Origin of the sequence: Pseudomonas sp. MG-9, assembly GCF_018729515.1 — a bacterium.
In the GTDB taxonomy this organism is placed as follows: domain Bacteria; phylum Pseudomonadota; class Gammaproteobacteria; order Pseudomonadales; family Pseudomonadaceae; genus Aquipseudomonas; species Aquipseudomonas serboccidentalis.
In genome coordinates this window covers 361,926-386,416 of the sequence record NZ_JAHHZH010000001.1, presented here as the reverse complement: position 1 = coordinate 386,416, position 24,491 = coordinate 361,926, and the positions used below count along the sequence as shown (strand labels likewise).

The 24,491-nt window shown below is 58.0% G+C and carries 32 protein-coding genes and 1 tRNA gene; 2 read left to right on the top strand and 31 right to left on the bottom strand.

Translation table 11 applies throughout. The annotated features are described in order from the left end of the window. The first annotated feature begins 29 nt into the window (after positions 1 to 29). On the top strand, positions 30 to 191 hold the full coding sequence (locus KKQ10_RS01820; protein ID WP_215499980.1) for a hypothetical protein: 162 nt from the start codon (positions 30 to 32) through the stop codon (positions 189 to 191). Positions 192 to 344: 153 nt separating this feature from the next. Here KKQ10_RS01820 and KKQ10_RS01815 read toward each other — a convergent pair whose 3' ends face one another. After that, a complete protein-coding gene (locus KKQ10_RS01815; RefSeq protein ID WP_127647685.1) occupies positions 345 to 785 on the bottom strand; it encodes a hypothetical protein in 441 nt (146 codons plus the stop codon). Between the two features lie 385 nt (positions 786 to 1,170). On the opposite strand from KKQ10_RS01815, the gene KKQ10_RS01810 reads away from it, so the two are divergent. Then, positions 1,171 to 1,632: a hypothetical protein gene (locus KKQ10_RS01810; protein ID WP_215499979.1), complete on the top strand. Its 462-nt coding sequence runs from the start codon at positions 1,171 to 1,173 to the stop codon at positions 1,630 to 1,632. A 162-nt stretch (positions 1,633 to 1,794) separates the two neighbouring features. Here the strand turns inward: KKQ10_RS01810 and KKQ10_RS01805 are convergent. From KKQ10_RS01805 to KKQ10_RS28335, 30 genes are all read right to left on the bottom strand, one after another. After that, positions 1,795 to 1,881 (bottom strand) — tRNA-Leu (locus KKQ10_RS01805). A gap of 386 nt (positions 1,882 to 2,267) precedes the next feature. Beyond that, complete coding sequence (locus KKQ10_RS01800) at positions 2,268 to 2,651, bottom strand: hypothetical protein (protein ID WP_215499978.1); 384 nt, start codon at positions 2,649 to 2,651, stop codon at positions 2,268 to 2,270. A gap of 121 nt (positions 2,652 to 2,772) precedes the next feature. Then, complete coding sequence (locus KKQ10_RS01795) at positions 2,773 to 3,957, bottom strand: acyltransferase family protein (protein WP_215499977.1); 1,185 nt, start codon at positions 3,955 to 3,957, stop codon at positions 2,773 to 2,775. Between the two features lie 132 nt (positions 3,958 to 4,089). Then, positions 4,090 to 4,614, bottom strand: coding sequence for a lysis system i-spanin subunit Rz (locus tag KKQ10_RS01790; RefSeq protein ID WP_215499976.1), 525 nt, complete (start codon positions 4,612 to 4,614; stop codon positions 4,090 to 4,092). Then, positions 4,605 to 4,922: a ubiquitination-like system serine protease family protein gene (locus tag KKQ10_RS01785; RefSeq protein WP_215499974.1), complete on the bottom strand. Its 318-nt coding sequence runs from the start codon at positions 4,920 to 4,922 to the stop codon at positions 4,605 to 4,607. The genes KKQ10_RS01790 and KKQ10_RS01785 overlap by 10 nt, the downstream gene beginning before the upstream one ends. Beyond that, positions 4,919 to 5,341 carry a cell wall hydrolase gene (locus tag KKQ10_RS01780; protein WP_215499972.1) on the bottom strand — a complete coding sequence of 141 codons (423 nt, stop codon included), beginning with the start codon at positions 5,339 to 5,341 and terminating at the stop codon, positions 4,919 to 4,921. Before KKQ10_RS01780 ends, KKQ10_RS01785 begins: the two co-directional genes overlap by 4 nt. 56 nt (positions 5,342 to 5,397) lie before the next feature. Continuing rightward, positions 5,398 to 5,577 carry a hypothetical protein gene (locus tag KKQ10_RS01775; protein WP_215499971.1) on the bottom strand — a complete coding sequence of 60 codons (180 nt, stop codon included), beginning with the start codon at positions 5,575 to 5,577 and terminating at the stop codon, positions 5,398 to 5,400. Then, positions 5,577 to 6,422 carry a hypothetical protein gene (locus KKQ10_RS28340; RefSeq protein WP_252191440.1) on the bottom strand — a complete coding sequence of 282 codons (846 nt, stop codon included), beginning with the start codon at positions 6,420 to 6,422 and terminating at the stop codon, positions 5,577 to 5,579. The genes KKQ10_RS01775 and KKQ10_RS28340 overlap by 1 nt, the downstream gene beginning before the upstream one ends. 11 nt (positions 6,423 to 6,433) lie before the next feature. After that, positions 6,434 to 7,033: a YmfQ family protein gene (locus KKQ10_RS01765; protein WP_215499969.1), complete on the bottom strand. Its 600-nt coding sequence runs from the start codon at positions 7,031 to 7,033 to the stop codon at positions 6,434 to 6,436. Continuing rightward, positions 7,024 to 8,061 (bottom strand): baseplate J/gp47 family protein, encoded by a 1,038-nt coding sequence (locus KKQ10_RS01760; RefSeq protein ID WP_215499967.1) that lies wholly within the window; start codon positions 8,059 to 8,061, stop codon positions 7,024 to 7,026. The genes KKQ10_RS01765 and KKQ10_RS01760 overlap by 10 nt, the downstream gene beginning before the upstream one ends. Continuing rightward, positions 8,051 to 8,449, bottom strand: coding sequence for a phage GP46 family protein (locus tag KKQ10_RS01755; RefSeq protein ID WP_215499965.1), 399 nt, complete (start codon positions 8,447 to 8,449; stop codon positions 8,051 to 8,053). Before KKQ10_RS01755 ends, KKQ10_RS01760 begins: the two co-directional genes overlap by 11 nt. Further along, entirely contained in the window at positions 8,449 to 8,955 is a 507-nt protein-coding gene (locus KKQ10_RS01750; protein ID WP_215499963.1) for a phage baseplate assembly protein V, read from the bottom strand. Before KKQ10_RS01750 ends, KKQ10_RS01755 begins: the two co-directional genes overlap by 1 nt. Next, positions 8,952 to 10,064: a phage baseplate assembly protein gene (locus KKQ10_RS01745; protein WP_215499961.1), complete on the bottom strand. Its 1,113-nt coding sequence runs from the start codon at positions 10,062 to 10,064 to the stop codon at positions 8,952 to 8,954. The genes KKQ10_RS01750 and KKQ10_RS01745 overlap by 4 nt, the downstream gene beginning before the upstream one ends. A 3-nt stretch (positions 10,065 to 10,067) precedes the next feature. Continuing rightward, positions 10,068 to 11,324 carry a DNA circularization protein gene (locus KKQ10_RS01740; RefSeq protein ID WP_215499959.1) on the bottom strand — a complete coding sequence of 419 codons (1,257 nt, stop codon included), beginning with the start codon at positions 11,322 to 11,324 and terminating at the stop codon, positions 10,068 to 10,070. A 3-nt stretch (positions 11,325 to 11,327) separates the two neighbouring features. Then, complete coding sequence (locus KKQ10_RS01735; protein ID WP_215499957.1) at positions 11,328 to 13,382, bottom strand: phage tail tape measure protein; 2,055 nt, start codon at positions 13,380 to 13,382, stop codon at positions 11,328 to 11,330. 130 nt (positions 13,383 to 13,512) lie between these two features. After that, complete coding sequence (locus KKQ10_RS01730) at positions 13,513 to 13,809, bottom strand: phage tail assembly protein (RefSeq protein WP_108589605.1); 297 nt, start codon at positions 13,807 to 13,809, stop codon at positions 13,513 to 13,515. Then, on the bottom strand, positions 13,806 to 14,153 hold the full coding sequence (locus tag KKQ10_RS01725; protein WP_215499955.1) for a phage tail tube protein: 348 nt from the start codon (positions 14,151 to 14,153) through the stop codon (positions 13,806 to 13,808). The genes KKQ10_RS01730 and KKQ10_RS01725 overlap by 4 nt, the downstream gene beginning before the upstream one ends. A gap of 60 nt (positions 14,154 to 14,213) precedes the next feature. Continuing rightward, positions 14,214 to 15,710: a phage tail sheath subtilisin-like domain-containing protein gene (locus tag KKQ10_RS01720; RefSeq protein ID WP_215499953.1), complete on the bottom strand. Its 1,497-nt coding sequence runs from the start codon at positions 15,708 to 15,710 to the stop codon at positions 14,214 to 14,216. Further along, positions 15,710 to 15,913, bottom strand: a complete 204-nt coding sequence (locus KKQ10_RS01715; RefSeq protein WP_215499951.1) for a DUF2635 domain-containing protein — start codon at positions 15,911 to 15,913, stop codon at positions 15,710 to 15,712. The genes KKQ10_RS01720 and KKQ10_RS01715 overlap by 1 nt, the downstream gene beginning before the upstream one ends. Next, positions 15,910 to 16,500, bottom strand: a complete 591-nt coding sequence (locus KKQ10_RS01710) for a phage tail terminator protein (RefSeq protein ID WP_215499949.1) — start codon at positions 16,498 to 16,500, stop codon at positions 15,910 to 15,912. The genes KKQ10_RS01715 and KKQ10_RS01710 overlap by 4 nt, the downstream gene beginning before the upstream one ends. Before the next feature lie 24 nt (positions 16,501 to 16,524). Continuing rightward, a complete protein-coding gene (locus tag KKQ10_RS01705) occupies positions 16,525 to 17,046 on the bottom strand; it encodes a hypothetical protein (protein WP_215499947.1) in 522 nt (173 codons plus the stop codon). After that, entirely contained in the window at positions 17,039 to 17,401 is a 363-nt protein-coding gene (locus KKQ10_RS01700) for a phage head closure protein (RefSeq protein WP_215499945.1), read from the bottom strand. Before KKQ10_RS01700 ends, KKQ10_RS01705 begins: the two co-directional genes overlap by 8 nt. Positions 17,402 to 17,403: 2 nt before the next feature. Continuing rightward, on the bottom strand, positions 17,404 to 17,955 hold the full coding sequence (locus KKQ10_RS01695) for a hypothetical protein (RefSeq protein WP_215499943.1): 552 nt from the start codon (positions 17,953 to 17,955) through the stop codon (positions 17,404 to 17,406). A 3-nt stretch (positions 17,956 to 17,958) separates the two neighbouring features. Next, positions 17,959 to 18,255 carry a hypothetical protein gene (locus KKQ10_RS01690; RefSeq protein ID WP_215499941.1) on the bottom strand — a complete coding sequence of 99 codons (297 nt, stop codon included), beginning with the start codon at positions 18,253 to 18,255 and terminating at the stop codon, positions 17,959 to 17,961. A gap of 48 nt (positions 18,256 to 18,303) precedes the next feature. After that, positions 18,304 to 19,635: a phage major capsid protein gene (locus KKQ10_RS01685; protein WP_215499939.1), complete on the bottom strand. Its 1,332-nt coding sequence runs from the start codon at positions 19,633 to 19,635 to the stop codon at positions 18,304 to 18,306. 62 nt (positions 19,636 to 19,697) lie between these two features. Continuing rightward, on the bottom strand, positions 19,698 to 20,642 hold the full coding sequence (locus KKQ10_RS01680; RefSeq protein WP_215499937.1) for a S49 family peptidase: 945 nt from the start codon (positions 20,640 to 20,642) through the stop codon (positions 19,698 to 19,700). Then, the gene (locus KKQ10_RS01675) at positions 20,639 to 21,910 is read right to left on the bottom strand and encodes a phage portal protein (RefSeq protein WP_215499935.1); all 1,272 of its coding nucleotides are present in this window, start codon (positions 21,908 to 21,910) and stop codon (positions 20,639 to 20,641) included. Before KKQ10_RS01675 ends, KKQ10_RS01680 begins: the two co-directional genes overlap by 4 nt. Before the next feature lie 2 nt (positions 21,911 to 21,912). Continuing rightward, entirely contained in the window at positions 21,913 to 22,098 is a 186-nt protein-coding gene (locus KKQ10_RS01670) for a hypothetical protein (protein ID WP_215499933.1), read from the bottom strand. Further along, entirely contained in the window at positions 22,095 to 23,909 is a 1,815-nt protein-coding gene (locus tag KKQ10_RS01665; protein ID WP_215499931.1) for a terminase large subunit, read from the bottom strand. Before KKQ10_RS01665 ends, KKQ10_RS01670 begins: the two co-directional genes overlap by 4 nt. Beyond that, positions 23,872 to 24,267, bottom strand: coding sequence for a phage terminase small subunit P27 family (locus KKQ10_RS28335; RefSeq protein WP_286674783.1), 396 nt, complete (start codon positions 24,265 to 24,267; stop codon positions 23,872 to 23,874). The genes KKQ10_RS01665 and KKQ10_RS28335 overlap by 38 nt, the downstream gene beginning before the upstream one ends. Positions 24,268 to 24,491: the final 224 nt, after the last annotated feature.

The window sequence follows — 24,491 nt, the reverse complement described above, 5'->3', positions numbered from 1 at the left end:
CGACATAGTGACTACAGGAGTACCCCACCATGTTCTCGCATGAAAGCCTCCCGCTGATTGCCATTTTCATCATCATGCTGCTGTGCGTGATTGCGGCATTTCTGCACCCGGTACACGCGCTCTTCAGTTGGCTTCGCAGGCGCAAGGAAAGATCAAACGCCCGGACTGCAGAAGACGTCGATTCGCGCTGAAGGTTTGCCCTGAAAAGCCCGGATACGTCCGGGCTTTTCATGTTCTGTCTGGACCGCAGAAGCGAAAAAGCCCAGCGCGAGGCTGGGCTTGGTCTTTTCTTCAACGTTACGAACATCCGGGCCTTGTAGCCGTGAGGATGGGAAGTGAGCGACTTATGCCAGCGCTCTCTCGTGCTCGCTTTCATGGACATAAATCCATGAAATTCCCGATGGAGAGTTCTGGTCGACGCGCATCAGCGCCGAATCGACCTTCTTTTTGGTAATTCCATCTTTGACGAGATCGAATACCGCCAGGAAGAAATCCCCAGGAAGCGGTGTGATCGAGAGATTGGTGATGTGCGATTCAGGGCTTCCGGCACGTTTGCCATACAGACCCCAAAGTCGCTCCCAGTAGTCCGCCCGACTCATGATCTGACCGTCGGTGAGCACCACTCGGAACTCGCTCGACAGCGCATCGTACAAGGGCTTGATGGCGCCTTCCGATTGGGAAGAGACGCCGCGCGACCACGGAAAGAAGAGATTGTACCAACGGTACACCTCGGCTTTGACGAGAGCGGTTTTATCTGATGTCGAGAGTGTTGGGTTGATTGCCATCTGTGTTCTCCTTAACACGCTGAAGGTGGCGGGTTTTGCGTTACAGACTGGAAGTCTGGATACCCATCGCCTGGGCGATGCACCGCGCCTTGATCAAGATCCATCCTGAAATCGGCGTCGCTGGGTCTAACTCGGATTATCGCTTCAATGACTGCTTGATATCTCCCACGACGTTATCGACCAGACCACAAACGTAGTCCCTTGCCAGTCGGATTGCATTGAGAACTGACCAACGGTTTTGAGTGCTCCGTTCGGCTTCACGCCGAATGAAAAACATAACCGACCCCTGATTTACACCACAGGACTTATGTAACCCGACAATGCGCCGATACCTTGCAGCGGCACGGAAGCACCCCTTACTCCATAGAAGGCAGGAACCTGAACAATGTTGGAACACATCTGGCGCAGCATCCATTCCCCGGGCTACTTTCCCAACGTACTGGAGTGGATGATCAATATTCTCTTCAACCCGTTCATGGTGATTATGTGCCTGATGGTCGGAGCGCTGGCCGGTAAATGGTGGAGAGCCATCCCCTACGGCAGCCTCACGTGTTATGTGGTGTTCCTGAGCCGGTCGTCATTCTATCGGTGGGGCAGCATTTTCCCCGAAGCCGGCCTGCCCGCGCTATTCATTGATGGTGCACTGCTTGCCCTCATCGGTTTCTATTTGAAAGGCGTACTCAGAACCCGCTCACAAGCAAAACCCGAAGGCCATTGGCTGCGTCGGCTTTATCAAAGCCTGAAGGTCGTCATGCTGACAGTCATGGTGCTGTTCTGGGTACTCGTCGTGCTGATTGTCGTGACCCTCACCGTCTCGATCGCTACCCAACCGTCAGTGGTGCACTGACCAGCTACTGCCTGCCAGGGTCCCGATCAGACAAATCGGGATCAAGGATCGCCGGAAACTGCGCCTGAAAACGAAGTGAGTTGCGGACCACTGTCAAAAATTGCGACCCAGAAACAAACAAGGGTTTGCATCAGCTTTCGCCAGCAAACCCTTGATTTTAGATGGTGCCCGAAGCCGGAATCGAACCGGCACGCCCTTACGAGCGGGGGATTTTAAGTCCCATGCGTCTACCAGTTTCGCCATTCGGGCGGTAGCGCGGTGTACAGCTCAAATCAGTCGACCAGCGAACCGGACAGTGTTGAGCCTTGTGAAGCAGAGCGGGAAATATATACATCACGTCCCGGTGAAGCAAGCTCACAGCGGCTGATTTCAAGACTAAATCTTGCAGCGCAATGAAAACAAAAAAGCACCGTAAATCATGGATCTACGGAGCTTGCTTATAGTGGAGGTCGAGCTCGGAATCGAACCGGCGTAGCGGATTTGCAATCCATCTATAAATCTCTATAGATCAATAGGTTAGCACTATTTTCGTTCCGCAAGCTACTAATTTTTGAGAGGCTACAGCCCGCATAATCCGCGGCCAGCGGTTTTGGATGCGGAACACTGTTTTGCACCGCTCGATGCATATCGCCGCCTCATCCTGGCCCGCCGGCCGCACCTCGATCACTGTATATAAAACCAGCTATCAACAAGATATCCCCATGGATCCCCTCTACATAGAGGACACCGACAATTGGATCGGTAGCCCTACGCCGCTCGAAAGCTGCAGGCATCAGCTCCAGATATGTAAGAGTGTAAGAGCGAAATCCAGGAACTGACCATCGACGCACGGTCAAAGCAAATGATGCCACCCGGCGGGCAACCGATATCAAAATCAAAAGCAACTGGGAGTTGATGGCAAAGGACAATTGGCGGCGGCCTGGGTCAGTTGATTTTGCGCCAGTTCGGATGTCGCGATCTTTTTCGGTTACATGCATCACTTTCACCAGGCGAAAAAAAGCCCGCTTGATGGCGGGCATACTTTTCAGCAAAACAAACTAATAAATAACCATTCAAACAATTTTCAGACTCACTTCAATCAGCCTTCAGAACATCCGTACATTTTGAAACAAACCACGAAATCAATCACCATCATGACTATTAATGGACGGGAACTTTTGTCGACTTAGATATCACGGAAGCGCTATCCGGCTTGATTCGACCGGCTATGCGCTTACCATAATTTCTGAATGGAGTTTCCACAAACCTGAACATCAGCTCTACCAATACCATGAAGACAATCAAGCTGACGCCAGCCAACAAAATTGCCAACGTATTATTTTCTTGTCCGGTGGTAAGCAATACACGACCCGTGACAAAAAAGAAAGTCAGATGTAACAAGTAAACGGTATAAGAGCGCGACCCCAGATAAGACAACGCCCTTCCAACCAATGGAAAATTAAGTCCATCACTATCCATAATAGCGAAAACAACGAGAATCACGCAACACGCTAACGGGATCGTTTGAGCACCAATGAAACCGGATACCGGAAACAAATACCCCAACGCAACTGGAATACAGAAAGCCAATAGTGCGAGACCTACTACTTTCCCAAGGACCTTGGTAAAGCGTATTTTCTTTATATGAGGAGATACGCATGCCAACAGAACTCCACAACAAAGCCCGTCAACACGAATGAACCAAAAAAGGTTAGGAATAACGGAGAATGCTAGCTCAATCCCCACCACGCCTACAATGGCGAGTATTGCAAGCCGCCGTCTCGTCAAAACGACCAACGCCATAAGAGGGAATATTATATAGAACTGCTCTTCAAGTGAAAGGCTCCAGTAGGGCTCCAACATCCCAACGCTTACACCATTAACTAGCGCATGAAGGAGATATAGATTGAATACATTAAACAGCGCAGCGAATGCCGCCTTTAACATTACAAATAGATTCTCCCCATATACCAAATGTGAAAGCGCGGTGGATACAGTGATACACACAATAGCAGCCGGCAACAACCTGAACGCTCGGCGAACCCAAAATCTATACAAAAACAATCTCGCCGGCTCATTTATGTCTCTATTATCGAGCTCGCGAAATATTGACATTGCGATTACATATCCGCTAATGACAAAGAACAAATCAACCCCAATTTGAAAATGATAACCACTGATGAGCGGCTGAAATTTTAGCCAAGAAAAAAGAACCTGCCCATGCGACACTAAAACAAGTAGAACAGCAACAGCTCTTAGTCGCTCAATGTCTTGATTCACATGTCCGTTATCTGGTTGCCTCCCAGATTTACTAGCTAAAAGCTTGGCATTAAAAAAATCACGCATGATTCCCCCTCCCCAAAAAGGGGGAAATTTACGCGATAGTTTTCAAAATTGAAACAATTTGATCGATAAAATGTACAATCTGACACATTGCTATAGCCGCTGCGGCTTAGCGATACTATAGCGCGCATCGAGTCATTCAAAATGTGCCGGCACGAGTGCACGAACGTAGGCTTGGCAAGCCTGAAGCGCAATCAGTCCTCGGTCGCCTTCATTGGTGATGGCGACAATTCGTTGAGCATGCGCCGGGTCAAGTCGGGCGCGTACGGCCGCATGATCCACGCCGCCGGCGCCGGCGGTGGCTGGCACCCCGCTGCCTTGGGCAGTAGCGGTTGAGTCGAGGAGGACAGACAGCCGCAGATCAGAAGTGGCAAGGCGATCGCGCAGGCGATCTTGGTCACGTTGAGCATCACTCATTTTCCTGAAGTGGGTTTGTTCACTGGCTGCCAGCCGCTGCTCGAGCGCCAGGCGTTTGTCCTGCTCGGCCTGCTGCGCGGTGGCAGCGGCTTGGGTCATTTGATTGAGGGTTTCGGCGTGCTGCCGGGCCTGCTCGGCCAGTTGCTTGCCGTAGCGCCAGTCCTGAAACTGCCAGGCGCCGCCGGCGCCGATAAGCACCAGCACCACCGCTCCTATAAACTGCCACGGGATTGCTATTGGCATTGTTCATCCTCCCAGTCAGGCAGATCCACGGTCTGCCCAGCCAGCGCGTGCGTGCAATCGCCGAGAAACTGAATGCGGCCGTCGGTCACGAACGAATGGCAGACCCTCTCCCCGTCAGACCACAGATAGCGCACTAGCACCGAAGGCGTGAACGTTGGTCGCTCCAGATTTCCGTTCCAACCCCAGCGCGGTTCCGGGCCTGGTCCATGCATGATTCGGTGCACCATGTCGCAGCCCGGGCATTCGAAGCACAGGCTTCCCTCCTCGGTTGTCGCCAGCGCGCGCGACAACCTGCGAAAGGCCGTCATGGGACGTCCTTGAAGAAGACGTGCCCGCCAAGCTTGAGGGTCTGCTTCGCCTTCGACGCCCAGGCCGGTGACTTGATTCTGGTGGCGTAATAGTGCGTGGCGCCGCCGGTGGGATCTGGCACCTTACCGTCGATCACCTGGTCAGCAGCGATCCGACATTGCGCCAGCTCGCGAAACGGGATTTTCTTCACGCCAATCAGGAACTGATAGTTCGGGTCGGTCTTGTTCCAGCAGCTGAACTGGTACTTTGCCTGGCAAACGCCGACATAGCCTTCCCCCCACCATGAACGGTTTTTGCCGTCGTTTACCCGGTTGCGAATAGTCCACGCCACCGCAATCTGGCCGGACAGGCTTTCTCCACGTGCTTCGCCCCAGAGTGTTCGGGCCAGGATGTCTCGATCGTTGTCAGTTACTAGCATCGCTTTTCTCCAGACAAAAAAAATCCGCCCGTGGGCGGATGTAGATTCATTGCGTATTAGCCTTGTGAGGGTGACTCGTAGACCACACCGTCATGTGTCCACTTGCCATCCCAACCTAAAACGCCGTCGTCGAAGGGAATCGCTGTCATGTCCTCGGGAAGTGACCACTCGGTTTCACCATCCCATTCAGCGGTGTTTATCCACCGTCCTGCTTGCAACATCACGTATGCAGCCATTATGTGTACTCCCAGATGATCATCACGCCCGGCGCACCCGGGCCGCCGTTGAATGGGCCGCTTGATGGGCCGGCAAGTGCACCGGTGCCACCAGAGCCCTTGATGGTTGCAGTTGTGCCGTTACCAAAACCGCCGGATGGGCCAGGGCCATACTGTGAGGGAGCACCTTGTACGTTGATGATCGCGGTAGCTGAAACGGCAACCGTAGCCTGCGCGATGAAGCCTGTCGCGGTAACGATGTTCCCACCAACCACGTTGATGCCACCCTGAGTGGCACCACCGCTTGAGCCGGGCGGCGTGAAACCTACGCCTGCCGCACCACCAAATCCGCCACTGGCACCAATCAAGCCGCCTAAGCTTGTAGACCCACCGGCAACTGCCACTCCACCGCCAGCGCCACCATTACCGATGGTGATGCTCTGTCCGTAAAAGCCTGAAGTGAACCGTCCCTTTGCATAGGCTCCGCCGCCGCCATGGCCACCTGCGGAAACTTGGCCAGCACCTGCAGCGTTCGCCCCACCACCGCCACCTCCACCACCAAGTGCCTCGACGATGATGGAGTTGGTGCCTGGTGTTGGTATGTACGTACCAGAAGTAGTGATAACCCGCACATTCAACAAACGCCCCGGCGTTTGCGCGAGGTACCGAACAGCCTGCAGCAACTGAGTCTGGTCTGCCTCGCTGGGCGTCATGCCTGCCGCCACGATCACATTGAGCAGCTCATACGTCGCGGCGTTACCCCACGCAGCCGGAATCAACGATCCCGGCGTACCCGTCAGTGGGTTTTCATCAACAAACGCTCCATTAACCAGCCCAACGCCAGGCACACTTTTTGGAAAGTCCACGTTCTTACCCCTTAGTCATAATTGATGTGCACAACGGTGTGCGCCGGCGCCGGCCTGCGAATTGAGCATTCAAGCGGATTACCCGGATTGGTACCGAAACGCTCCCCCCAGTAGCTGGCACCGAACCTTCTGCCCAGCCGCTGACGCCCGCCGGTGTTGAGCGTCCACATAAACTGGGCGTTCCAAGTGCCAAAATGAGCGAGCCCAAAACGAGAACGCCCCATACGGGGCGCTCTGTGCTCAGTGATAGTGGCGTCGGGGTAGCCTTGGCTCACGGCGATGTCGATGAAATAAGCCCGGCTTTGCCCGCCGACCTCCACTAGTCGCCGGCGTACCGCCAATCTTCGATCCTCGAACGCTGGGTTCGGCCCCAGGCAAGGGTCCGGCAGGTTCATAACCGCTTCCCAATCCGGTACCAGCTCGCTCACGCTGGCAGGGTCCATTTCGTTGAGTAAGTCCACCGCGCGTGCATCAAGGCGCGAAAACTCCAGCGATACGCCTGCCAGCACCAGATCAACCTCCGGCACGAGCCCCGGGTCCCAAGCAGGCCCTTGGGGTAGCAGTCCGCGAAGCTGCTGTAGATATTGCTCAGCGGTTCGCGCTACAGCCATGTGACACCCCCGAAGGTCAGCAGCTCATTTGTCGCAGCAGTGACGTCTGCGCCCGGCAAGGTCAAGGAGTGGTCTGTTTCCCCAGCCGCACCGCTGATGGCTTCTCGAATGTGGCTGATCAATAGCTTGTCGCCCAACCCGGCTTCACGCTCATGTAAGTCTTTCAAACTGGACGTGATCGCAGCACGAACCGCAGTGGTATCGGGAACCGGGTGAATGCGGTAAAGCACCGGTTTCTCCGCGGGAGCGAGGACATACAGTTCAGCGGTGACAGGCCGAAGCGGTTCGATGTAATCCTTGAGTTCCTGCAACTGAACCGGATTTGGTACCGGTACCGGATCGGTGTCGCGCATCACAAATAATCCGACGGTACCGGGCCCCATGTAATTACCCCGGCACCAGGCGCGAGTGACGCCGGGGAACTCAAGCGCCCAAGTTTCGTAATCGTCCACTGATCCGCCGTGCGGAATGACTCTGTAGGAACGAATCACCCGGACGCGCAGCGACTCCACACTTTCCTTGGCGATGCCACCGGTTAAACCCGGAGCGTTTACAGTGAAAGCGTTAGTCACTCCCTCGACTGGTTGCACCAATGTGAGCGCAAGACCCGCGTCAGCGTTTCCGAGCGCACCGGCATCCACGGCTTCGATAGTTGTGTTATTCGTACCAGCGACAGTGGTCACACCGGCAGTCACCCGATACATCCGTCCATCCCCGGCCTGTAGCACTAAATCAACATCCACGACCGCGCCGGCGGTAGCACTAAAGCTCACGCTGCCCTCCGCGGGCTGAGCAACATTACGGGGCTGATTCAGACGCAGCGCGGCAATTCGTTCGAGGGTTTCTTCGTCGGCCTTGTCCGGCAGGATTTGCTCGACAATCCAGTTGAGATAACCGTACAAGCCGTAGGCTGTACCGCCCATTGTTCTCGCCAGCACCTGAGCATCGGAGCGCCGGAGCGCGTCGCTGGCCAGATCACTCTGGGTGCGACTGATGAGCACCGGCAGTGAAGGTGTGTCAAACGGCATAAATCACCTGCCAGGAAGAGTTGGGTTTGATTTCAACGCGGTCGCCGCCGGGTATGGTCAGGATGACGACCAGGTTCAGCCGACTGATATCGTGTTTCTCGCTGGCGATCTCGATCGCAATGACGTGACCATCATCGAGCAGCCACTGAAGCGCCTCATTGGCGTAGAACTCGGCGTCACGCTGAGTGGCATCGGTGAGTTTTACCCGGCGCAGCAGCCACAAGCGCGAGCCAATGCGGTCATCGGCGATGGTTGGGTAACTGTCTCCCCACCAACCGAACAGCTCTTCATCGTCTACCGGGTCATCGGTCATCGCGCGGCGCCAGGTGAAGAGACTGATCAGCACGGCGCGGGTCAGCACGTCCTTGCGGTTGTCAGAAATAATCATCAAGCCCCCGCTGCGGGCGGGCCGCTGTTGCCGCTGCCGGCCTGAACGTTGGTGTGGACGTGCTCAATCTGGCTGACACCGCCTGCGATTTGGTCACCCGTGGAAACAATCTTGCCGGTCTGATTGATCACCGGCGTATCGAAGTTCACCGCCGTAGCGGCTTTGATGTTCAGCGTGTTGGTTTCGATGTCGATGATCCGGCCGCGCTTGAAGTGCACCTTGTCACCTTCGTCTGTGTAGATGGCCACCTCACCGGGCTTCAGTTCCTTGATCCGGTACCGGCGATCTGCGGCGACCACCACCACAGCGTGGGAGCGATCGCCACTGAGAAACATCGTCAGTACCTCGGCGCCGGACAACGGGTTGCTGGTGAACCCGTAGGGTTCGAAATGCTCCACCGAGTCCTTCACTTCGCCGGCAGTCAATCTGACCTGCAGCGTCTGCATCATTTTCCCGGCAGCCGCCAGCAACACCGTGCCGCGTGCCATCATGCTTTTCAGGCTCATTTTTTTGGCTCGTAGTCTGCAGGGATGAGGTATTCGAAGTTGTCGCCCTTGCCGCCTTTCTTCAGCTTGCGGTTCTTGTGCGGATCATGCGGTTCAGGCTCGAATCCGTCCGGCGGGCCGACTTCCATTTTCGTGATCATCCCGCTATCAGTGAGGGTGTAGGTCACGCGGGCGATGAGCATGATTCGGTCGAAACCGATGATCGGATCGATCACGCGCACCAGTGCGTTGTGCTTCCACAGCGCACCATTAGATTGCCGCCAGCCCTGAACGGTATAGGTCGTGGTGAGCGCCTTGCCCATTCGGCTACCGCGCTCCCAGTTCGCCCGGGCCTGTGCCAACTCGTTGGTCATCTGGCCGGATTCTTGGATGATCATCACGCGCTTGCGCGTCATGCGAGGATCGGCGACCACGGCCGAGATCTCAGCCGCCTGTTCGCCGAATTCTTCGTCGGTCCCAGTCTTTTGCCCGAGCACTCGGTATTCGGAAAATACCGCCGAGAAGTCCAACGATGCGTCACCGGCCAAAATGTTCTTCCCCACCTCCAACGTGTCGAAGGCGCGAACTTCGCTACCGGGCTTGGCCAGCACAGCCATACCCTTGGCGTCGTCCGTGGAGAACACCCGGAAGAGCGTCAGCAGTCGGTCGATGGATTCGAAGGCCGTTTCGCCTGGCTCTATCGTGTGATCCGACAGCTTGGCGCCTTCGGGAATCTCACTACGCACCCTGATGCCATAGGGCGAAGCCAGCGCCTTGACGATCGCCAGCACGCTCTGGTTGTTCCACTGCCCCGGCTTGTTGACCGCCGCGCAATCCACCAGGTCAGCGGTGAGCGAGCGACCACTGATGGTGGTGGTTATTTGCTGGTGGTCATAGCTGATCGGCGTGGCAAACACCCAACCGGTCAACACCAGGTCATCACCAATGCGCACCTGACACTTCGCCCCCTGCTTCAGCGGCAACGGTTCGACTTGTCCGGGCCACTTCCAGGTGACGCTGAGGTTGAACGAGCGCGCTTGATCTTCCAGCCCGGCGGTGATTTCTACGGATTTCCAGCCGGAGTAATCCAGGCCGTCAACCGTAAGGCTGACAGCATTCATGTCTTCCATCGGTTACCTCTGGGCGATTTTGATCGGACGCGCAGGCACGAACCCCGGATGCCGTAAGCGGTTGCGCTGGACCACTTCGTTTTCGCGGGTGGCATCACCGAAGCGACGGTAGGCAAGCACCAATGCCGACAGGGTTTCGGGCGGAGTGATCTCCACCAAATGCACGCCAGACTCTGCGACGGCAGTCAGATGTTTGACGATGGTCTGGCGCAATGTGTTAAGCACCATGTAGTGCTCGGGATCGGCCTTCATCGAAGCCTGGAAAATCGCTTCATTTAGGTTGTCGCGAAGCTCGATCACGTCGTCAGCTACGGGGACCTCCGGCCGCACGATGGGCTGCACGGCCTGCTGGTCCACCGACGGCGCGGCGGCAGTGGATACCGGCTGTGACGCTACAGGCATTTCACTGATGATCAGGGCCACCTTTACCAACAGAGCGTCCTGCACAAGATCGGCAGTGGCCTGAGATGCGGCCGCCGCATCGACGCCACCGGCTTGGCTGATGGTGTTGATGCTGGCCACCGCCTCGGTTTGCTGCGTCGCGGTGGCCACCGTGTTGCGGTAGCTTGAGCCCGTGTCATCGCCAAGGTAGTCATCCACCGAGAACTCGCTGAAGTAGCTGGAGAACAGCGAAGACAGGGAGTCCGGCGCATTCATCACGGACCGGACGAACTCGGTCAGGTTGGTGAAGGTACCGACGATGGTTGAAAACTGCTGCTGGATCACCGTGTACACACCCGACAGGCTGTTGCGTAGGCGAGCCAAGCCGAGCCGGGCCTGGTCTACCTTCGCCATGGCCGACTTGTATCGGGCCAGCGCCGAGTCCAGCAGGCTGTCCGAAGCCTTGACCACCTGCTGCTGACTGTTGACCTTGGCCGCTGGAAATTTCAGCGGGGTGTCGGGGTAGAACGTCACTTCAAATGCAGCCATCCCGCCGGACTTGAAGTCGTGGGTCAACTCACCCTCGCCCGCCTTGACCTGCATTCGGCCCAACCAGGGGTGTAACAGCTCGCCAGCGCCTGGCGTCTGGATTGCCTCCATGAACTTGTCGCGGCGTTCAAAACAATCATCGCCAATAATCCAGCACACCAGTCGATGCACTTGGGACTGCTTGCCCAACTGCTCGAAGTACGGCTCATCGCGCTGAGGGAATTCGTGAAGCTGCCCCTTCATGCCAACCGGCACCGACGCCTGCGGGACCAAAAAGCTGATTCCCCGAAACGAGGCCGGCAACATCAGATCACGCCATGTCTGATCCATTCGCTACTCCCTCATGACACCAACGGTTCGCGTGCCCACCTTCGGTTTGATTTTTAAACCGGGCTGATTTGTTTTTGGCTGATCGACGGTGGTGCCAGGTGGTGCACCGTTCAGGTTGATGGTCAGCTCTCCATTGACCTTCTGAGAGTTCGCCGCGGCTGTTTGTTGGAGCAGGCTGCCTGACGGCGGCAACTGAGCAGGTGCGCGAAGTAGCTGGTTATTGTCGATCCCAAACGCCTGGTTGTTGAGTGACTGGCGTCCTTTGGCAACCTGAGTGGCGTCCGCCTGCAACAGCGCCCCCGTGCCGCCGCCGACACCCGCATTGCGCTTTGTCTGCTCTTCGGCGAAGTTGTGGGCGACATTGGTCGCCTTCTTGATGAGCCCTTCCCCATCGGCATCCATGCCGAGCATTTTCATCATTGGCTCAAGAATGGGCCGCACCCGATCCCAGAGCTTTTTGAAGAATCCGACGATGGGCTCCCAGTTGTTGATGATCATGCCCAACGGCGTCCAGTCGAACAGGTCACCGAGGAATTTCATCACCGGCGTGGACACGGCATAGAGCACGTCCCAGATGGCCGAGAACAGTCCAGTCAGCGGCTCCCAGTTCTTAACGACCCAGGCCATAGGCGTGAACTGCCACGCCAACTTGATCCATTCCCAGAACACCATGGCCGGACGGCGCACTCGCTCCCACATCCTTTCGAAGAACGGAGCCACCGTTTTCCAGTTGGCGATCAGCAACCCTGCCGCTAACGCGATTAACCGAACGATGATTCCGACCGGCGACATAGCCATAACTGTGCTGAGAATTTTGGTCGCCATCACTGCACCCATCACCGCAACGCGCAGGACTCCGAACGCAATTCCCGCCCCCAGCACACCACGGATGACACCAGGATGTTCTGCCGCCAGCTCGGACATTCTTGAAATGAGCGGGCCAAGTGTTTCCATGATGTCGTTTAGTGGCGGCAGCAATGCGGCACCGATCTCAATACCAAGACGGGTGACCCGGTTCTGCAGCAGTTGCATCGCGTTGGCCGTGGTTTTCGACCGGGCTTCATATTCCTTTTCCATGGAGCCGGCGAATTTGCCTTCCTTGCCAACCGCCGCGAAGCTGGTTTTCAGCAGGTCCAAGTTGGTCAGCATCGGCGCGATTGCTGTCACAGACTCGGTGCCGAACAACTCAGTCAGTAGCCCTGCCTGCTTCGCCGGGTCTACCTTGGCAATGCGGTTAAGCACATCCTCAATCGTGCCCTGCGCGTCCTTTTGCATGCTCTTGGCGACCTGCTTCACGTCGAGCCGCAGAGATTTGAAAGCCTGCGATTGCTGCTTTGTGGCCGCGCTGCCTTTCGTCAAGGCCAGCATGAAGTTCTTCATGCCCGTGGCAGCTACTTCGCTCGGCACACCAACACCCGCGAGCGTTGCGCCCATCGCCGCCAGTTGCCCGGCACTCAAGCCGGCGACGCCACCCAGCGCACCGACCCGAGTAACGATATCGGCGACCTGAGCCGCCGAGGAGGGACCTGTGTTGCTGAGGTAGTTGATCTTGTCCGCCAGCGTCACCACCTCAGCCTGGCTCAACTTGAAGGACGTCCGCCACTTGGCCATCATGTCGCCGGATTGGTCGGCCGTCTGGTCAAACGCGATACCCATCTTCACGGCGTCTTCAGCGAACTGCTTGAGCTCTCCGCGAGCAAAGCCGGCTTGCCCGCCCGCCGCAACGATGGATGCGATGCCGCTGGCGGCCATCGGCATCTTCTCGGACATGTCGAGCACGTCCTTGCCCATCTGCTTGAACTGCTCCGGCGTATCGAAATCAACAACCTTTTTCACGTCGGCCATCGAAGATTCAAAGGCCATTGCCGCCTTGGCACCCGCGATGAAGGGCGCCGCGAACGCGCCTCCCTGCACGATATCGCTGAACCCTATTTTGCCGAGCCCCGAACTGTTCATCTGTTTGCGGAAGCCGGCAACGTTCTTTGCGGCGCCCTTCAGCGTCGGCGACAGCTTGTCGACGCCGGTGATCAACGCCTTGAGCTGGAACTTATCCGCCATCACTGCACCTGCTGGGTTGTGTTGATGCGCTGAGCGTGCCTCAAGGATTCAAGGAGCACGTCCAGCGGACGAGCCATTACAAGCTCCGGATCGGTTTTCCAGAACCATGCAAGGTCATAGGCGACCTCGATCAGCTGCTCGATGGTCCCGATGCCGGACTCATGAAAAAACTAGCCACCGCCCAGCTCAACGCGTTGAGGTCGGACAGATCCAGCTGGTTGACGGACGACGGCGGGATAGCGGCGCACACGGCGATATACTTGGCCGCAACGTCCATATCCAGGCTGACGTCTTCGTTCTTGTCGATCTTGTACGGCAGCGCTTTGATGGCCCGCACTTCCTGCACTGTCGGACGGCGCAGCGTCAGCTCGGTGACTGGCTCGCCGTGAGCCTCGATCGCTACCTGCAACTTCACTGCATCACTCATTGCCAACTCCCATTCACACCGTCAAATTGCAGTTCGACCGTACCGTCTTCGCCCTTGGCGACAGGCTCATCGACGAGATAGCCGCCGGAGAGCACATACACTTTCCCGTTCGCAAACTCGCAGGTGACGGTCTGGTCGTAACCTTTGGTCAGCTTTTTAATCGGAAAGCCTTGCGGCATCAGTGCGGTCATCTTGATATACGGCGCCAATTTTTCTTCCTTGAAAAAACCCGGCCAAACCGTTTCTCGTTTCACATCCATCAGCGGTGCTTCCGCGCCACCCGTGATGGTCAGTTGCTCACCGTCTACTTTCACGTACACAGTGCCGGCTACTTTTTGACCCATGGTCTTTGTCTCCAGAATGAAAAAGCCCGCACCGGGCGGGCTGGATGTTCAGGGTGAGCGTTACGCCGCGTCGTCGTACTGGAGGCGGAACTGGTTGAGCAGCGCGAAGATGCGCAGACCATTGATGTAGTCCGGCGGGAACAGCACGTTGACACGACTCGGATCATTACTGTCGCGCTCGACAACCAGGTGCTCGGCGAACAGCTCGGCGTTTTCGACATGGCCTTCCAGTTCGAGCTTGGCGTACTGCGCAATCAGCTCGCCGCGAATCACCGCGGGGGTGACGATCGGCTGGCCTGCACCGAACTGCGTGCCGTCGGACGCCAGCTTGTGGCGACCGTACTTGCTGGTGATCACGCTCTGCATGCGGCGGACGATGAACGCCGACTGATGCATGGTCTCGCTGTCCAGGTACGAGTTGTCGGCCTGGCCATAGGCGTTCTTCTGGTAGGTGGTGATCGAGCGCTGAATACGCACGTAACCGCCTTCGTAGTAAGCGGTTGCGATACCGTAGTTGAGCAGCGACTGGCGTTCTGTCAGGGTGAATCGATCGCTCGCCGGCGCCGGATCCAGTCCTGGCAGACTGCCGCTTTGGGTGGGTCGGCTGGCATCGGCAGAGATGAACACTGCCGTGCGAGCGCCCAGCGCAGCCGCCTGCACCCACACTGGTTGCGGCACGCCTGGCTCCACGCCCTGAATGGTCATGTGCTGGTCATTGCGTGCCTGGCCAGCCGCGACCAACGTGCCGATGGTACCGCGCTTGGCGGTGTAGACATGCCCGAACAACTGCTTGGCCCAGCTCCAACGGCCGGTGCTGTCGTCCATCGCATCCTTCCAGGCATTCAGCGTGGTTGTATCCGACCATGGCTGACACAGGAACTCGAAGGGTTCATCTCCGAGAGCGGCGATCGCGTCCACGGCGTCAGGGGCGCCTACTCCGGCGGACATCACCGTGGCAACCACCGTAAGGCCGGCAGGCGTCGATTCACCGTTGGACTTGCCCAGCCGGTTCATCGCAATGTTGATGTCGTTGCCACTTTCGCCAGTCCACTTGCAGGTGAGCGTGACTACGCCGGCAGCGGTTGCAGCAGTGACCGGAAGATCGGGTGTTGCGTTGACCTTCACTGCCAACGCGGTGGCAACGACAGCTGCCGTCGCCGCCGCCGCGACCGTTGACTGGACACGAACACCGCCGACGTACAGGTTCAGCAAACCTGCCTCGGTAGCAGTGCCTGTGATGGTCAGGGTCGCTGAAGCCGATTCGCCGGTTTCGTTTTGCAGAGGCAGACACCAGATCTCACCGATCGGGTCGGCTTTGCGCCAGGTTTCGTACATCGCAGCGAGCATCGAGCCTTGGCCACCAATACTCTTGGCGATGGCGATGCTCGAAACTAGCACCAGCTTGCCGATGCTTTCGCTGTCTGCATCGTCGTTGACCTGCCCAACGATCAACCGACGCATGGCCGACGAGGCCGAGTTTGCAGCCGAGTTATCCATCTCCGCGTAGAACAGCGGCACGCGAATGTCGGCGGGGATGTTGCTGAATCCGATGGCCATTATTTGACTTCCTCGGGTTTCGCCGCTGAGGCTTTGGTGGTTGGGGGCTTGTCGGCTTTGACGACGATGTCACCGTCGGCCAAGCGGCGGCGCCACCAGGCGCCATCGGTAACTTCCCGGCCTTCAACGGGCAACAGGTCGCCAGCCTCCGGATCGGGCACAGAGCGGCCAACGGCCGGCACCACAGTGATGCGCTTGGTCATGGTGTAACGTCTCCAGTGAAAGTGACTTCAATGCGCCCGTCCGGGCCGGGTCGTTTCAGATTGGGATCTGCAGGATCGATGCAGTCCATGTTGATGGTTGCGCCGGTGAACCCGGGGAGGCCGTCCAGATCCCACTCCTGCCAAGTCTCGGGTGACTGATCAGGTCGATTTCGTCCGAGCTGAAATTCGGCGGTGAAGAGATATTGATAGATGACTCGGGCACGACTGATGAACACCAGCGCGCCCTTGTCGTATTGAATCGGCGTGTATTCAGGGCCAGGTGACCACCCCACCAAGGCCCGCCACAGCTCAGAGCGAAGATCGTGCAACTGATCGTTGGCCTCCTGGCCTCGCTCGTCTCCAGCATCCAGCACGACCACCACCGCGAACTGATCCGTAACGTCCTGTATCACCACGTTCTGGGCCTTACTGGGGGATGCCCCATCCGCCGCTGCAATCACATATGCTGCCGGCATCGGTAACTTGGCGCTTTCTGCGACGGAATCCCAATCGATACCGCCTGCCACGCGATCGGCGAAGGTCGGGCATGTCGCCTTGAGGTGGGCAACAATCGGGTTCAATTTCATAACGAGTCCAAGGAAAAACAGCGTTCAGTTCAAGGCATCGGCAAACGCTGAAAAAAGGATCGACCGAACCTGCTCGGATGTGTCTTGCAGAGCATCGGCCATGTAGTTGTCATGGGGCTTGATCCGCCATTCCCCTGCTGCACGCTCGGCAATGAGCCGGGCACGAACCCCCGCCTGCCGGCGATTCTTGCGCCCAATGCCCTTCCCCGGCGCGAGCTTCTGGGGTCTTCGCCCTTGCTTCACGCCGTAATAGAGATAGGCCGGGTAGAATTCCCCCATTGCAGCGGTTAGCGTCGGCGAGATCTTCACCAAGAAGCCAGAGCGCGAAACCTTGAACTTGATGGAATTGACTGTCTCACCGGTCCGGTTGGCCGGGTAGCCTTGCCGCCCCTTGCCCAGCACCAGGTTCATCTGAGCATGCTGCGTGACCAGCAAGCCAGCCTTGCGCATCCCTGCACGGATCTTCTTTTTATCGAAGGCGTCGCGCTCGAAATCTTCGAAGCCTTCGACGTGCAGGTAACTTTCGACCGATGCAGAGTTAGCCATAGATGCCGCCTCCGGGCTTCTGAGGCCCGAGTTCTTCGACTTCGAGAATCGTGTAACGGCGGGTGCCGTTCATGTCGGAAACACGCCGCACTCGATAGATTGTGCCGCCGTGCACGACCTCATGAGCATCGCTTACGCCCTTGAGGAAGTAGAACGTCACGCGGTGAGTGATCTTCACGTCCGTTTGAACACCTGCTGTGTAGACCGCAGTACCGACCGGCTCAATCTTCGCCCATCGCTTTTTCTCGTCGCTGAAGATTGAATCAAGTCCCTGATCTGGCGCGGGAACATCCGTGCGAAGTCTCAACGTAATACGCCGATCCAGCTCACCGGCACTCGGTTCGCGATAGGCCATGCTCAGAACCTCGGCGGTAAAGTGATCTCGGCCACCAGGTGATCAAGAAAATCAGAAGGCAGATCCGACAGGGATTGGCCGACCAGGAACACTTCCGGATGCCGATGAATTGTCGCCGCTGCCATCAGCAGCCAGTTCCGCACGCCGGGGTGAAGATCCAGGTCAGTCCCTGCCTTGTAGCGGATACGCAAGGCGCTAGCCGGTCGCCCCGACGGAAACGACACGAAGCTTTCGCGCTGGCCCTGTTCGAGATCTACCGGGCCGGTGTAATCGCTCCAGGTGCCATCAGCCTGCCGGAGCTTGACCGACACAACTTCGGTCGCCTGACCGACATCCAGTGCGTGGCCGGAAGGGAATGCAGCGGGCCAGTCCTCTTCGTAGATCGCGCCACGAATACCCGCCCCGGTCCTGGACTCGCACTGAGTCGTGACACCGGGAATGATGATGTCCCTGATAAGCCCCGGCTCCATGTCCTCCGGTTCCAGCCGACACTGGAAAGCCACTTGTTCCAGTGTCAGAACTGGCTCGCCGAAGTATTCGATTCGACGGGCCATGGTTTAGGGTTTCCCTTCGTCGGGTCCATCACCGGTTTCGGTTGTACCGTCTGGCTCGGTGGTTGCTTCGGAAGTTCCACCCCCAGCAGCCGGGCCGCTCTCAGGTTTTGCAGCGCCGGCCTTCGCGGTTTTGCCTTTGCCCCCCTTCGATTTTGCCGACGTCTCACCGCTGGGTTCATAGATTTCCGCGAACCCTTTCGCCTGCAGCCCCTCGACTACAGTTTGATCGAAGCCGGCCAACTCGTCCGCAGAGTAACCACGCCAGGCCTTCAGAAAACGCACCACTACTTTGTCTGTCATTACCCATCCCTCAGTTATGCAAAACCCCGCCGAAGCGGGGTCGCGGAATTACATGCCGGCGCCCCACTTGACGTTGATGGCAACAACGATGCACTCGACGTGACGTGGGCCGAAGTCGTGTTTGGCGATCACTTTGACCAGTGTCTGGTCACGCTGGAACGCGCTGACCATGTTGCCTTCGGCGTCCTTGTAGGAGGCTTCGTTACTGAAGGAGATCGTCAGGTCCATATCTTCGCCGATCATCATGTCCGCGAAGTTGACGAAGTAGAATTCGGTCTCGTCGCCACCGGCGCCGAGGTTGACCGGGATCTGGTTGCTCAAGCCAACCGGATAACCTTTGAACAACCCTTGTTCGATTTCCGGGTAAGCCTTGTTGCCATTGCCGTCACGCAACGACTGCAACCAGCGGAACACACGTGGATGCATCAGCCAGCCGCAGTCCTTCATCATCACGTTCGCTGTTTCCAGACGGAGCATCATGCCGCCGCAGAACAGGTCGATTTTTTCCAGAGTGATGGTGTCCACCGCCGGTGCTGGCAGGATGTTGAACGACTGCGCCCAGTAACGCATACCCTTTGGCAGCGAGCCGCTACCGTCAGCGCGGATGAAATGCAGGTCTTCCGACAGGCCCATAGATACAGCCAGGTCAGCAACAACAATTTCGTCGATTCGAGGGCTGACACCCGCATTGGCAATCAGGTCATTGGAAATCGGCACGATCGCGGCGGCCTTTTTCGCAGACAGCTTCGTATCCGCGAACGTCATCCCGGTGAGCGGGATATCGGTTTCGGTACCGATGTAGGTGACGACAGTGTTGCCGGTGATGCGGGGCTGAGTCAGGTTGCCGTTGTTCAGCGGCAGGCTTCGGGCACCCATCTTGCGCACAACTGACATTGGGCGCAGCGCTTCGATAATTTCGGTAGCGAAGTTCGTCGGAACCAACACTCCACCAGCACCGGGGGTTACGGTGCTCAGCGCCATCGAAACATCGGTAGAGAACCCACCTTGCTGCGCCATCTGTGCGGCCTGATGCTGGTTGCCGCCGGCAGCGGCAAGCAGCCGAACCATCTGGGCCATTCGCACACCTGGTGCTTCAGCCGGCCCGCCACCGTGAATATGGCCGTGGGCACGACCTTGCGGCGGGCCGGTGCGGCCTTGAGCAGACTCGTTCACCGGTACCGCGCTGGCTGCGGCAATACGCTCGGCCTGTTCTGCACGACTGATCTTGTCAGTCAGTACATTGAACTCTGCTTCCAGAGTCGCGAACTGGGCCAACTGTTCAGCCGACAAGGACTCGCCTGCCGTTTCGAGTTTGGCCAACGCCTGAATCGAATCGTTGATCTTCGCGCGTTCGCTACGCAACTGAAGTACTTGGGACATGTTGCCTCCTGGGCATAAAAAAACCCGCACAGGGCGGGTTTCGGTGACTGCCGCGAACGCGGTCAGATCTGGGTTTGAAGATTCAACGCGGATGCACGGACGGCCAGGCGGCCGGACTGGCGGACTGTACGGCTCATGGCGACAGAGTGAGAAAGGTCATCGACCGCCTGTTGCGGGCTCTGCATCCGATCAGCCAGCCCGGCATTGATACCGGCCTGCCCACGATACAGCCCTGCCTCGGTGGCAATAACCTGCTGTACGGAAAGCCCCCGGTAGTCCGCCACAGCGTTGACGAAGAGCTGGTAGCTCTCTTGAACAACATCGTTCAGGTACTTCAGCGACTGCTCGCTCAAGGGTTCGTGAGGGTTGAGGTCATTCTTGTGCGCACCGGCATAAACTGTGGTGACTTTGACGCCCATACCCTCCTCTTGTTTGGAACGATCCATGTGGCTGGCGATGACGCCGATCGAGCCGACGCCGCTGGTCTGGCTCACCACCAGCTCGCTACACGCCGAGCCCAACAGATAGCCCCCGCTGTAAGCCATGAAGTTGACGATGCCGGTGATGGGCTTCTGCTGGGTCATGGCGCGGATATCGGCGGCCAGTTCGAAAGCCCCGACGGCGGAGCCGCCGGGGCTGTCGATGTCCAACACGATCCGCTCCACCATCGGATCGGCTACCGCGTTGCGCAGTTGTGCCCGCAGTGATTCATAGCTGGTCATGGTTTCGCACATGCCTATGTGACTGCCACGGCTGACCAGCACGCCGCTGACAGGAATCACCTCGATCCCGGTTCGGGCAATGGCTGTGCGGCGCTCTTCCTCTTGCTGCGCAATGCGGTCGATGCCATCGTCGTCCCAGATGCCCGGGCCGTTCTTGGCGCCGATGTTCACGATGTTCAGGCTCATTGCCTGATTTGCCCAACGCACGCCGAGATCCAGCATGTCCGGGGTCACCAGTAGCGGCTGATTGAACAGCAGGCTGGAGGCTCGCAGGTAGTTTTTCATTGGGCAAGAATCCTTCCAATTTCAGCTTGCTGGAGTTCGAGCTGGGCTCGGACTTGGGGGTTGGTCAAATCGCCGCCGGGTTTTCCTGCATCAACCATGTTCAGGGGTTGCAGGTAGATATCACCACCAGGCACTGGCGGCATGTTCTCCAGTCGGCGGATGTCGTTGACGCTGAGCCAGCCCCACTGCCTGCCGATGGCATAGGCTTCGTAGCGGCTCTTCTGGTCGCCACGCAACAGGCCCGACAGGTTGAACTCAATGAAGTACTCGCGCCGATCCTTGGGTAGCAGGAAGTCGCGCATCATTGCCTGTTCGTGGCGCTTGACCCAGGGCAGCAACGCGAACACCACGAACTGAATCATCAGTTGTTCGAGCGTGTTGTAGTTCGACTTTTCCAGGTCGTTGACCATGGGCAGCGGGATCTTGTAGATCCGGGCGATGTCGGTGCCAGTGGTTTTGAGGATTCCCAGCACCTCGGCGTCCACGTTGCTCATCGACACGGGCTTGAAGGTCATGCCTTCCTGCAACAGCGCGACCTTTTTCGCGTTGTCCATGCCGCCGAACTTCTGACCCCACTGGTCGACGATCTTGTCGATGCTGCCCTGATCCTTGATCGATGGGGCTTCACGAGGGCGCTCGATCACGCCGGAGACCGTCACGCCGTTGGCGAAGCTCTTGCCGGTGTATTGCCGCACGGCCTGGGCGAGCCCGAGTGAATCCGCGTGCACTTCGATCGGGGAAAGCCCCACGTAGTGGTTGGTACTGACCCAGCGCACGTGATGGATCATGCGCATTGGCAGGGCCTCGCTCGCACCAATGCGGTAATACGGCAGCAGATCTGGGCCCTTCAGCACTTGAACTTTGTTGTTGCACAACGGCCACAGGCCGATGACATTGCCGTCGTCACGACGGTCGATGAAGCTGAAGCCGTTGCCGCGCAGGCCCGCCGCGAGCTGACTGCATTCCCGGTATTCGTACGGGGTCTGGAAACCATTGGGCTGGTACCGCAGGACGTCGTAGGCCGGATGATTGATCGCCGGTTCCCGCTGCCCTTTGTCTTGCCGGCGGTACATCTCACAGGGCAACTGCCCCATGGTCTCCGCCAGCAGCGTCACGCAGTTCTGCAGGATGGGCAGGCCCAAGGCGGATTCAGGCGTGACTGTCACGCCCGAGCTGTTCCGGCCGCTGCCAATGAGGCCGCGCCAGAACCCGCTGTCGGGGTTTGTGAGAGTGCCGCGCCCTTCGCCGAGCACGCTTGAGAAAAACATGCTCAACCTCCTTGGGGTTTGGATTGGGCTTTCAGTACAGCGGCTGCGCGATCGGCAAGATATGCCCAGGCCAGCAGACCGGCACCCGCGACGATGCAACCGACGGGAACGCTGATCAGCGCCACGCCCCCGACCAACAGCCCAAAACCCAACAGGCCGGCCAGCCAGGCCGCGATGGCTAATTTCATATACCCGCCCCTTCGTCGTAGATGGATTTGCCGCTCGGGCCAGCGGACTTGATGCTGGTCCCGACGGCGATGATGGATGCCACGATGCCGTCGATCCGGCCTGTAGCCTTGGCCTTATCGGCCTTACGGTTGTTGGCAGGGTCGGAAACGATCACGGCATTGCCGGCGTTCCAGGTCATTACCGGATTACCGTCGTGACGCAAGGTTTCGACTACTTCGGGTTCGATGACTTCGTAGTCAGACGGGTCGAGATCTATCACCTCCTGCTCGGGTGACTGCCCCAGTAACCGGCGCTCAAACTCATCGACTGCCGGCGCCATATCCTTGAAGCCCTGACCGAAACCGACCATTTCTGGCAGGGTGATATCTTCATCGGCCATCAGTTGCAGCAAGTCTTCGATGCGCCATCGGTCGTAACCGATGCGCTCCACATCGAAGTACGCGCAGATTTTTACGAGCCGCAGCAGTACGTGCTTCTTGCTGATGGCTCGACCTGGTGTTGTTTCAAGGTGGCCATCCTTGACCCACATGGCGTATGGAACCTTGTCTCGATCCTCGCGACCCTGAAGGTCCTCATCGGGAATCCAGAAGTACGGCAGCAAGCGCCAATGTGGGTCGTGTGGCACCGGCCAGAACAACAACACAAATGCAGTCAGGTCGGTGGTGCTGGCAAGGTCGAGGCCAGCAACGCAACGACGGTTGCGCAGGATCCGCATCGGCACGCGCTCTTCCGCCTGCTTCCAGACTGCCCACGAGATCCAAGGCGCATCCGCCTGGGTCCATTCGCAGAAGTTGAGTCGGCGCACAACCGACTCCTGCGCTGGCAGCCCCCGGGCCGACTGCACTTGCTCGCGCAGATACTTGCGCCCGGGAATGCCGTCGGTCTGCCCTTCCGCAATGTAATCAAGCGACGGGTTGACCTTCGGCCAGCAGGCTTCGTCTGTAAGCGGATCGTCCCCTTCGTCCAGCGAACAGATAAATGCAAAGAAACTGTCGTCTGTTTCGATGTCCGCGCAGATGCGCACGCCGAGGTCATGGTACTGACCACAAACCGTCTTCTTGTCCGACCCGCTATTGGTGATCATCACCACCATGGCCTTTCGCCGATTCTTGGTACCGGCGCGCATCATGTTCACAGTGGCAGCGGTCTTGTGTTCGTGCACCTCATCGAGCAAGCCGATGTGAGGGCGCGGGCCGGACTGGCCTTCGTCCGCGCTGATGGGGCGGAAGAATGATCGGGTGTTGGGGTAGTAGAGGTTCCAGACCTTTTCGTCTCGTCCCGATTGCACCACTCGGGAATACAGCGACGGTGACATGTCCACCATCGACACGGCATCACGAAACAAGACCATTGCCTGATCACGCTTGGTGGCGGCTGCGTAGATCTCCGCACGCCTTTCACCGTCGGAAGCCAGACCGTACAAGCCGATCCCCGCCATCAGCGGGCTTTTTCCGGAGCCCTTTCCCGTCTCGATGTAGCCCAAGCGGAAACGCCGGAAACCATCGACTGTCATCCAGCCGAACAGGCTGCCCATGACGAATGCCTGCCAGGGTGCAAGCAAGAACGGCATGCCTTCGTAATCACCGCCGTTGAGGCAGAGGACCTCTTCGAAAAAACCGATGGCGCGATTCGCGCTTGCCAAGTCGAACACCAACCCACGATCGGGACCGTTCTTCAAATCACGCAGATGACGCTTGCACGCATTGCGGACATCCGGGCCCGCGACGATTTCACCAGCAAGCACGGCATTCGCGTAACCGGTCACTCGGTCATTAGCTGAAGTATCGTTCAGCGGCTGCTCTTGGGTCATTGGGGAATAACTCACCTTGCGGGGGCGCCGGCGCTTTCAGGTTGCGGCGGGACACTGGCGACATGCCGAACTGGGCACCAGCGGCGTTGGCGCGACGCTCGGCGTCATTGGCGAGCTGCCGCAGAACGTGCATCTGCTGGGCACCGGTCTTGAAGGTCTGGACATCTCCCCCCAACTCATCGTCGGACCTAGCGTTTCGCGCGGCAATCAACCGTTGGTAACGGCGCCAATCTGCAGTGGCCTGGCAGTACGAGGCCAGCGCCATGGCGTCGAGCTCGGAGATAAGGCGCAGAGACATCAGCGCCGGTACCACTCTTTCCCACTCAGCTACCGCATCATTAGAAAGAACGTCCGGCATGGGCGGTGCTTTCACCGGCACCGTCGGCGACTGCACTTCGTCCAGCAGAGCCGCGACGTTCTTTCCGCTCGGGTTTCCCCGCAAGAGATGGACCGACGCCGGTAAAGACGGACGGCCCGAATTTCCATTTCCTGCCATAAATTCAACCCCTTACCGGTCGATACCCCCCCTCCCTCATTTTTCCCGACTTTGTGTAAAGAGGGGGGCGATCGGTCTAGAAGGAA

Coding starts and splice junctions, on each gene's coding strand:
- KKQ10_RS01820 (WP_215499980.1), top strand. CDS start 30: ATGTTCTCGCATGAAAGCCTCCCGCTGATTGCCATTTTCATCATCATG.
- KKQ10_RS01815 (WP_127647685.1), bottom strand. CDS start 785: ATGGCAATCAACCCAACACTCTCGACATCAGATAAAACCGCTCTCGTC.
- KKQ10_RS01810 (WP_215499979.1), top strand. CDS start 1,171: ATGTTGGAACACATCTGGCGCAGCATCCATTCCCCGGGCTACTTTCCC.
- KKQ10_RS01800 (WP_215499978.1), bottom strand. CDS start 2,651: ATGCCCGCCATCAAGCGGGCTTTTTTTCGCCTGGTGAAAGTGATGCAT.
- KKQ10_RS01795 (WP_215499977.1), bottom strand. CDS start 3,957: ATGCGTGATTTTTTTAATGCCAAGCTTTTAGCTAGTAAATCTGGGAGG.
- KKQ10_RS01790 (WP_215499976.1), bottom strand. CDS start 4,614: ATGCCAATAGCAATCCCGTGGCAGTTTATAGGAGCGGTGGTGCTGGTG.
- KKQ10_RS01785 (WP_215499974.1), bottom strand. CDS start 4,922: ATGACGGCCTTTCGCAGGTTGTCGCGCGCGCTGGCGACAACCGAGGAG.
- KKQ10_RS01780 (WP_215499972.1), bottom strand. CDS start 5,341: ATGCTAGTAACTGACAACGATCGAGACATCCTGGCCCGAACACTCTGG.
- KKQ10_RS01775 (WP_215499971.1), bottom strand. CDS start 5,577: ATGGCTGCATACGTGATGTTGCAAGCAGGACGGTGGATAAACACCGCT.
- KKQ10_RS01765 (WP_215499969.1), bottom strand. CDS start 7,033: ATGGCTGTAGCGCGAACCGCTGAGCAATATCTACAGCAGCTTCGCGGA.
- KKQ10_RS01760 (WP_215499967.1), bottom strand. CDS start 8,061: ATGCCGTTTGACACACCTTCACTGCCGGTGCTCATCAGTCGCACCCAG.
- KKQ10_RS01755 (WP_215499965.1), bottom strand. CDS start 8,449: ATGATTATTTCTGACAACCGCAAGGACGTGCTGACCCGCGCCGTGCTG.
- KKQ10_RS01750 (WP_215499963.1), bottom strand. CDS start 8,955: ATGAGCCTGAAAAGCATGATGGCACGCGGCACGGTGTTGCTGGCGGCT.
- KKQ10_RS01745 (WP_215499961.1), bottom strand. CDS start 10,064: ATGGAAGACATGAATGCTGTCAGCCTTACGGTTGACGGCCTGGATTAC.
- KKQ10_RS01740 (WP_215499959.1), bottom strand. CDS start 11,324: ATGGATCAGACATGGCGTGATCTGATGTTGCCGGCCTCGTTTCGGGGA.
- KKQ10_RS01735 (WP_215499957.1), bottom strand. CDS start 13,382: ATGGCGGATAAGTTCCAGCTCAAGGCGTTGATCACCGGCGTCGACAAG.
- KKQ10_RS01730 (WP_108589605.1), bottom strand. CDS start 13,809: ATGAGTGATGCAGTGAAGTTGCAGGTAGCGATCGAGGCTCACGGCGAG.
- KKQ10_RS01725 (WP_215499955.1), bottom strand. CDS start 14,153: ATGGGTCAAAAAGTAGCCGGCACTGTGTACGTGAAAGTAGACGGTGAG.
- KKQ10_RS01720 (WP_215499953.1), bottom strand. CDS start 15,710: ATGGCCATCGGATTCAGCAACATCCCCGCCGACATTCGCGTGCCGCTG.
- KKQ10_RS01715 (WP_215499951.1), bottom strand. CDS start 15,913: ATGACCAAGCGCATCACTGTGGTGCCGGCCGTTGGCCGCTCTGTGCCC.
- KKQ10_RS01710 (WP_215499949.1), bottom strand. CDS start 16,500: ATGAAATTGAACCCGATTGTTGCCCACCTCAAGGCGACATGCCCGACC.
- KKQ10_RS01705 (WP_215499947.1), bottom strand. CDS start 17,046: ATGGCTAACTCTGCATCGGTCGAAAGTTACCTGCACGTCGAAGGCTTC.
- KKQ10_RS01700 (WP_215499945.1), bottom strand. CDS start 17,401: ATGGCCTATCGCGAACCGAGTGCCGGTGAGCTGGATCGGCGTATTACG.
- KKQ10_RS01695 (WP_215499943.1), bottom strand. CDS start 17,955: ATGGCCCGTCGAATCGAATACTTCGGCGAGCCAGTTCTGACACTGGAA.
- KKQ10_RS01690 (WP_215499941.1), bottom strand. CDS start 18,255: ATGACAGACAAAGTAGTGGTGCGTTTTCTGAAGGCCTGGCGTGGTTAC.
- KKQ10_RS01685 (WP_215499939.1), bottom strand. CDS start 19,635: ATGTCCCAAGTACTTCAGTTGCGTAGCGAACGCGCGAAGATCAACGAT.
- KKQ10_RS01680 (WP_215499937.1), bottom strand. CDS start 20,642: ATGAAAAACTACCTGCGAGCCTCCAGCCTGCTGTTCAATCAGCCGCTA.
- KKQ10_RS01675 (WP_215499935.1), bottom strand. CDS start 21,910: ATGTTTTTCTCAAGCGTGCTCGGCGAAGGGCGCGGCACTCTCACAAAC.
- KKQ10_RS01670 (WP_215499933.1), bottom strand. CDS start 22,098: ATGAAATTAGCCATCGCGGCCTGGCTGGCCGGCCTGTTGGGTTTTGGG.
- KKQ10_RS01665 (WP_215499931.1), bottom strand. CDS start 23,909: ATGACCCAAGAGCAGCCGCTGAACGATACTTCAGCTAATGACCGAGTG.
- KKQ10_RS28335 (WP_286674783.1), bottom strand. CDS start 24,267: ATGCCGGACGTTCTTTCTAATGATGCGGTAGCTGAGTGGGAAAGAGTG.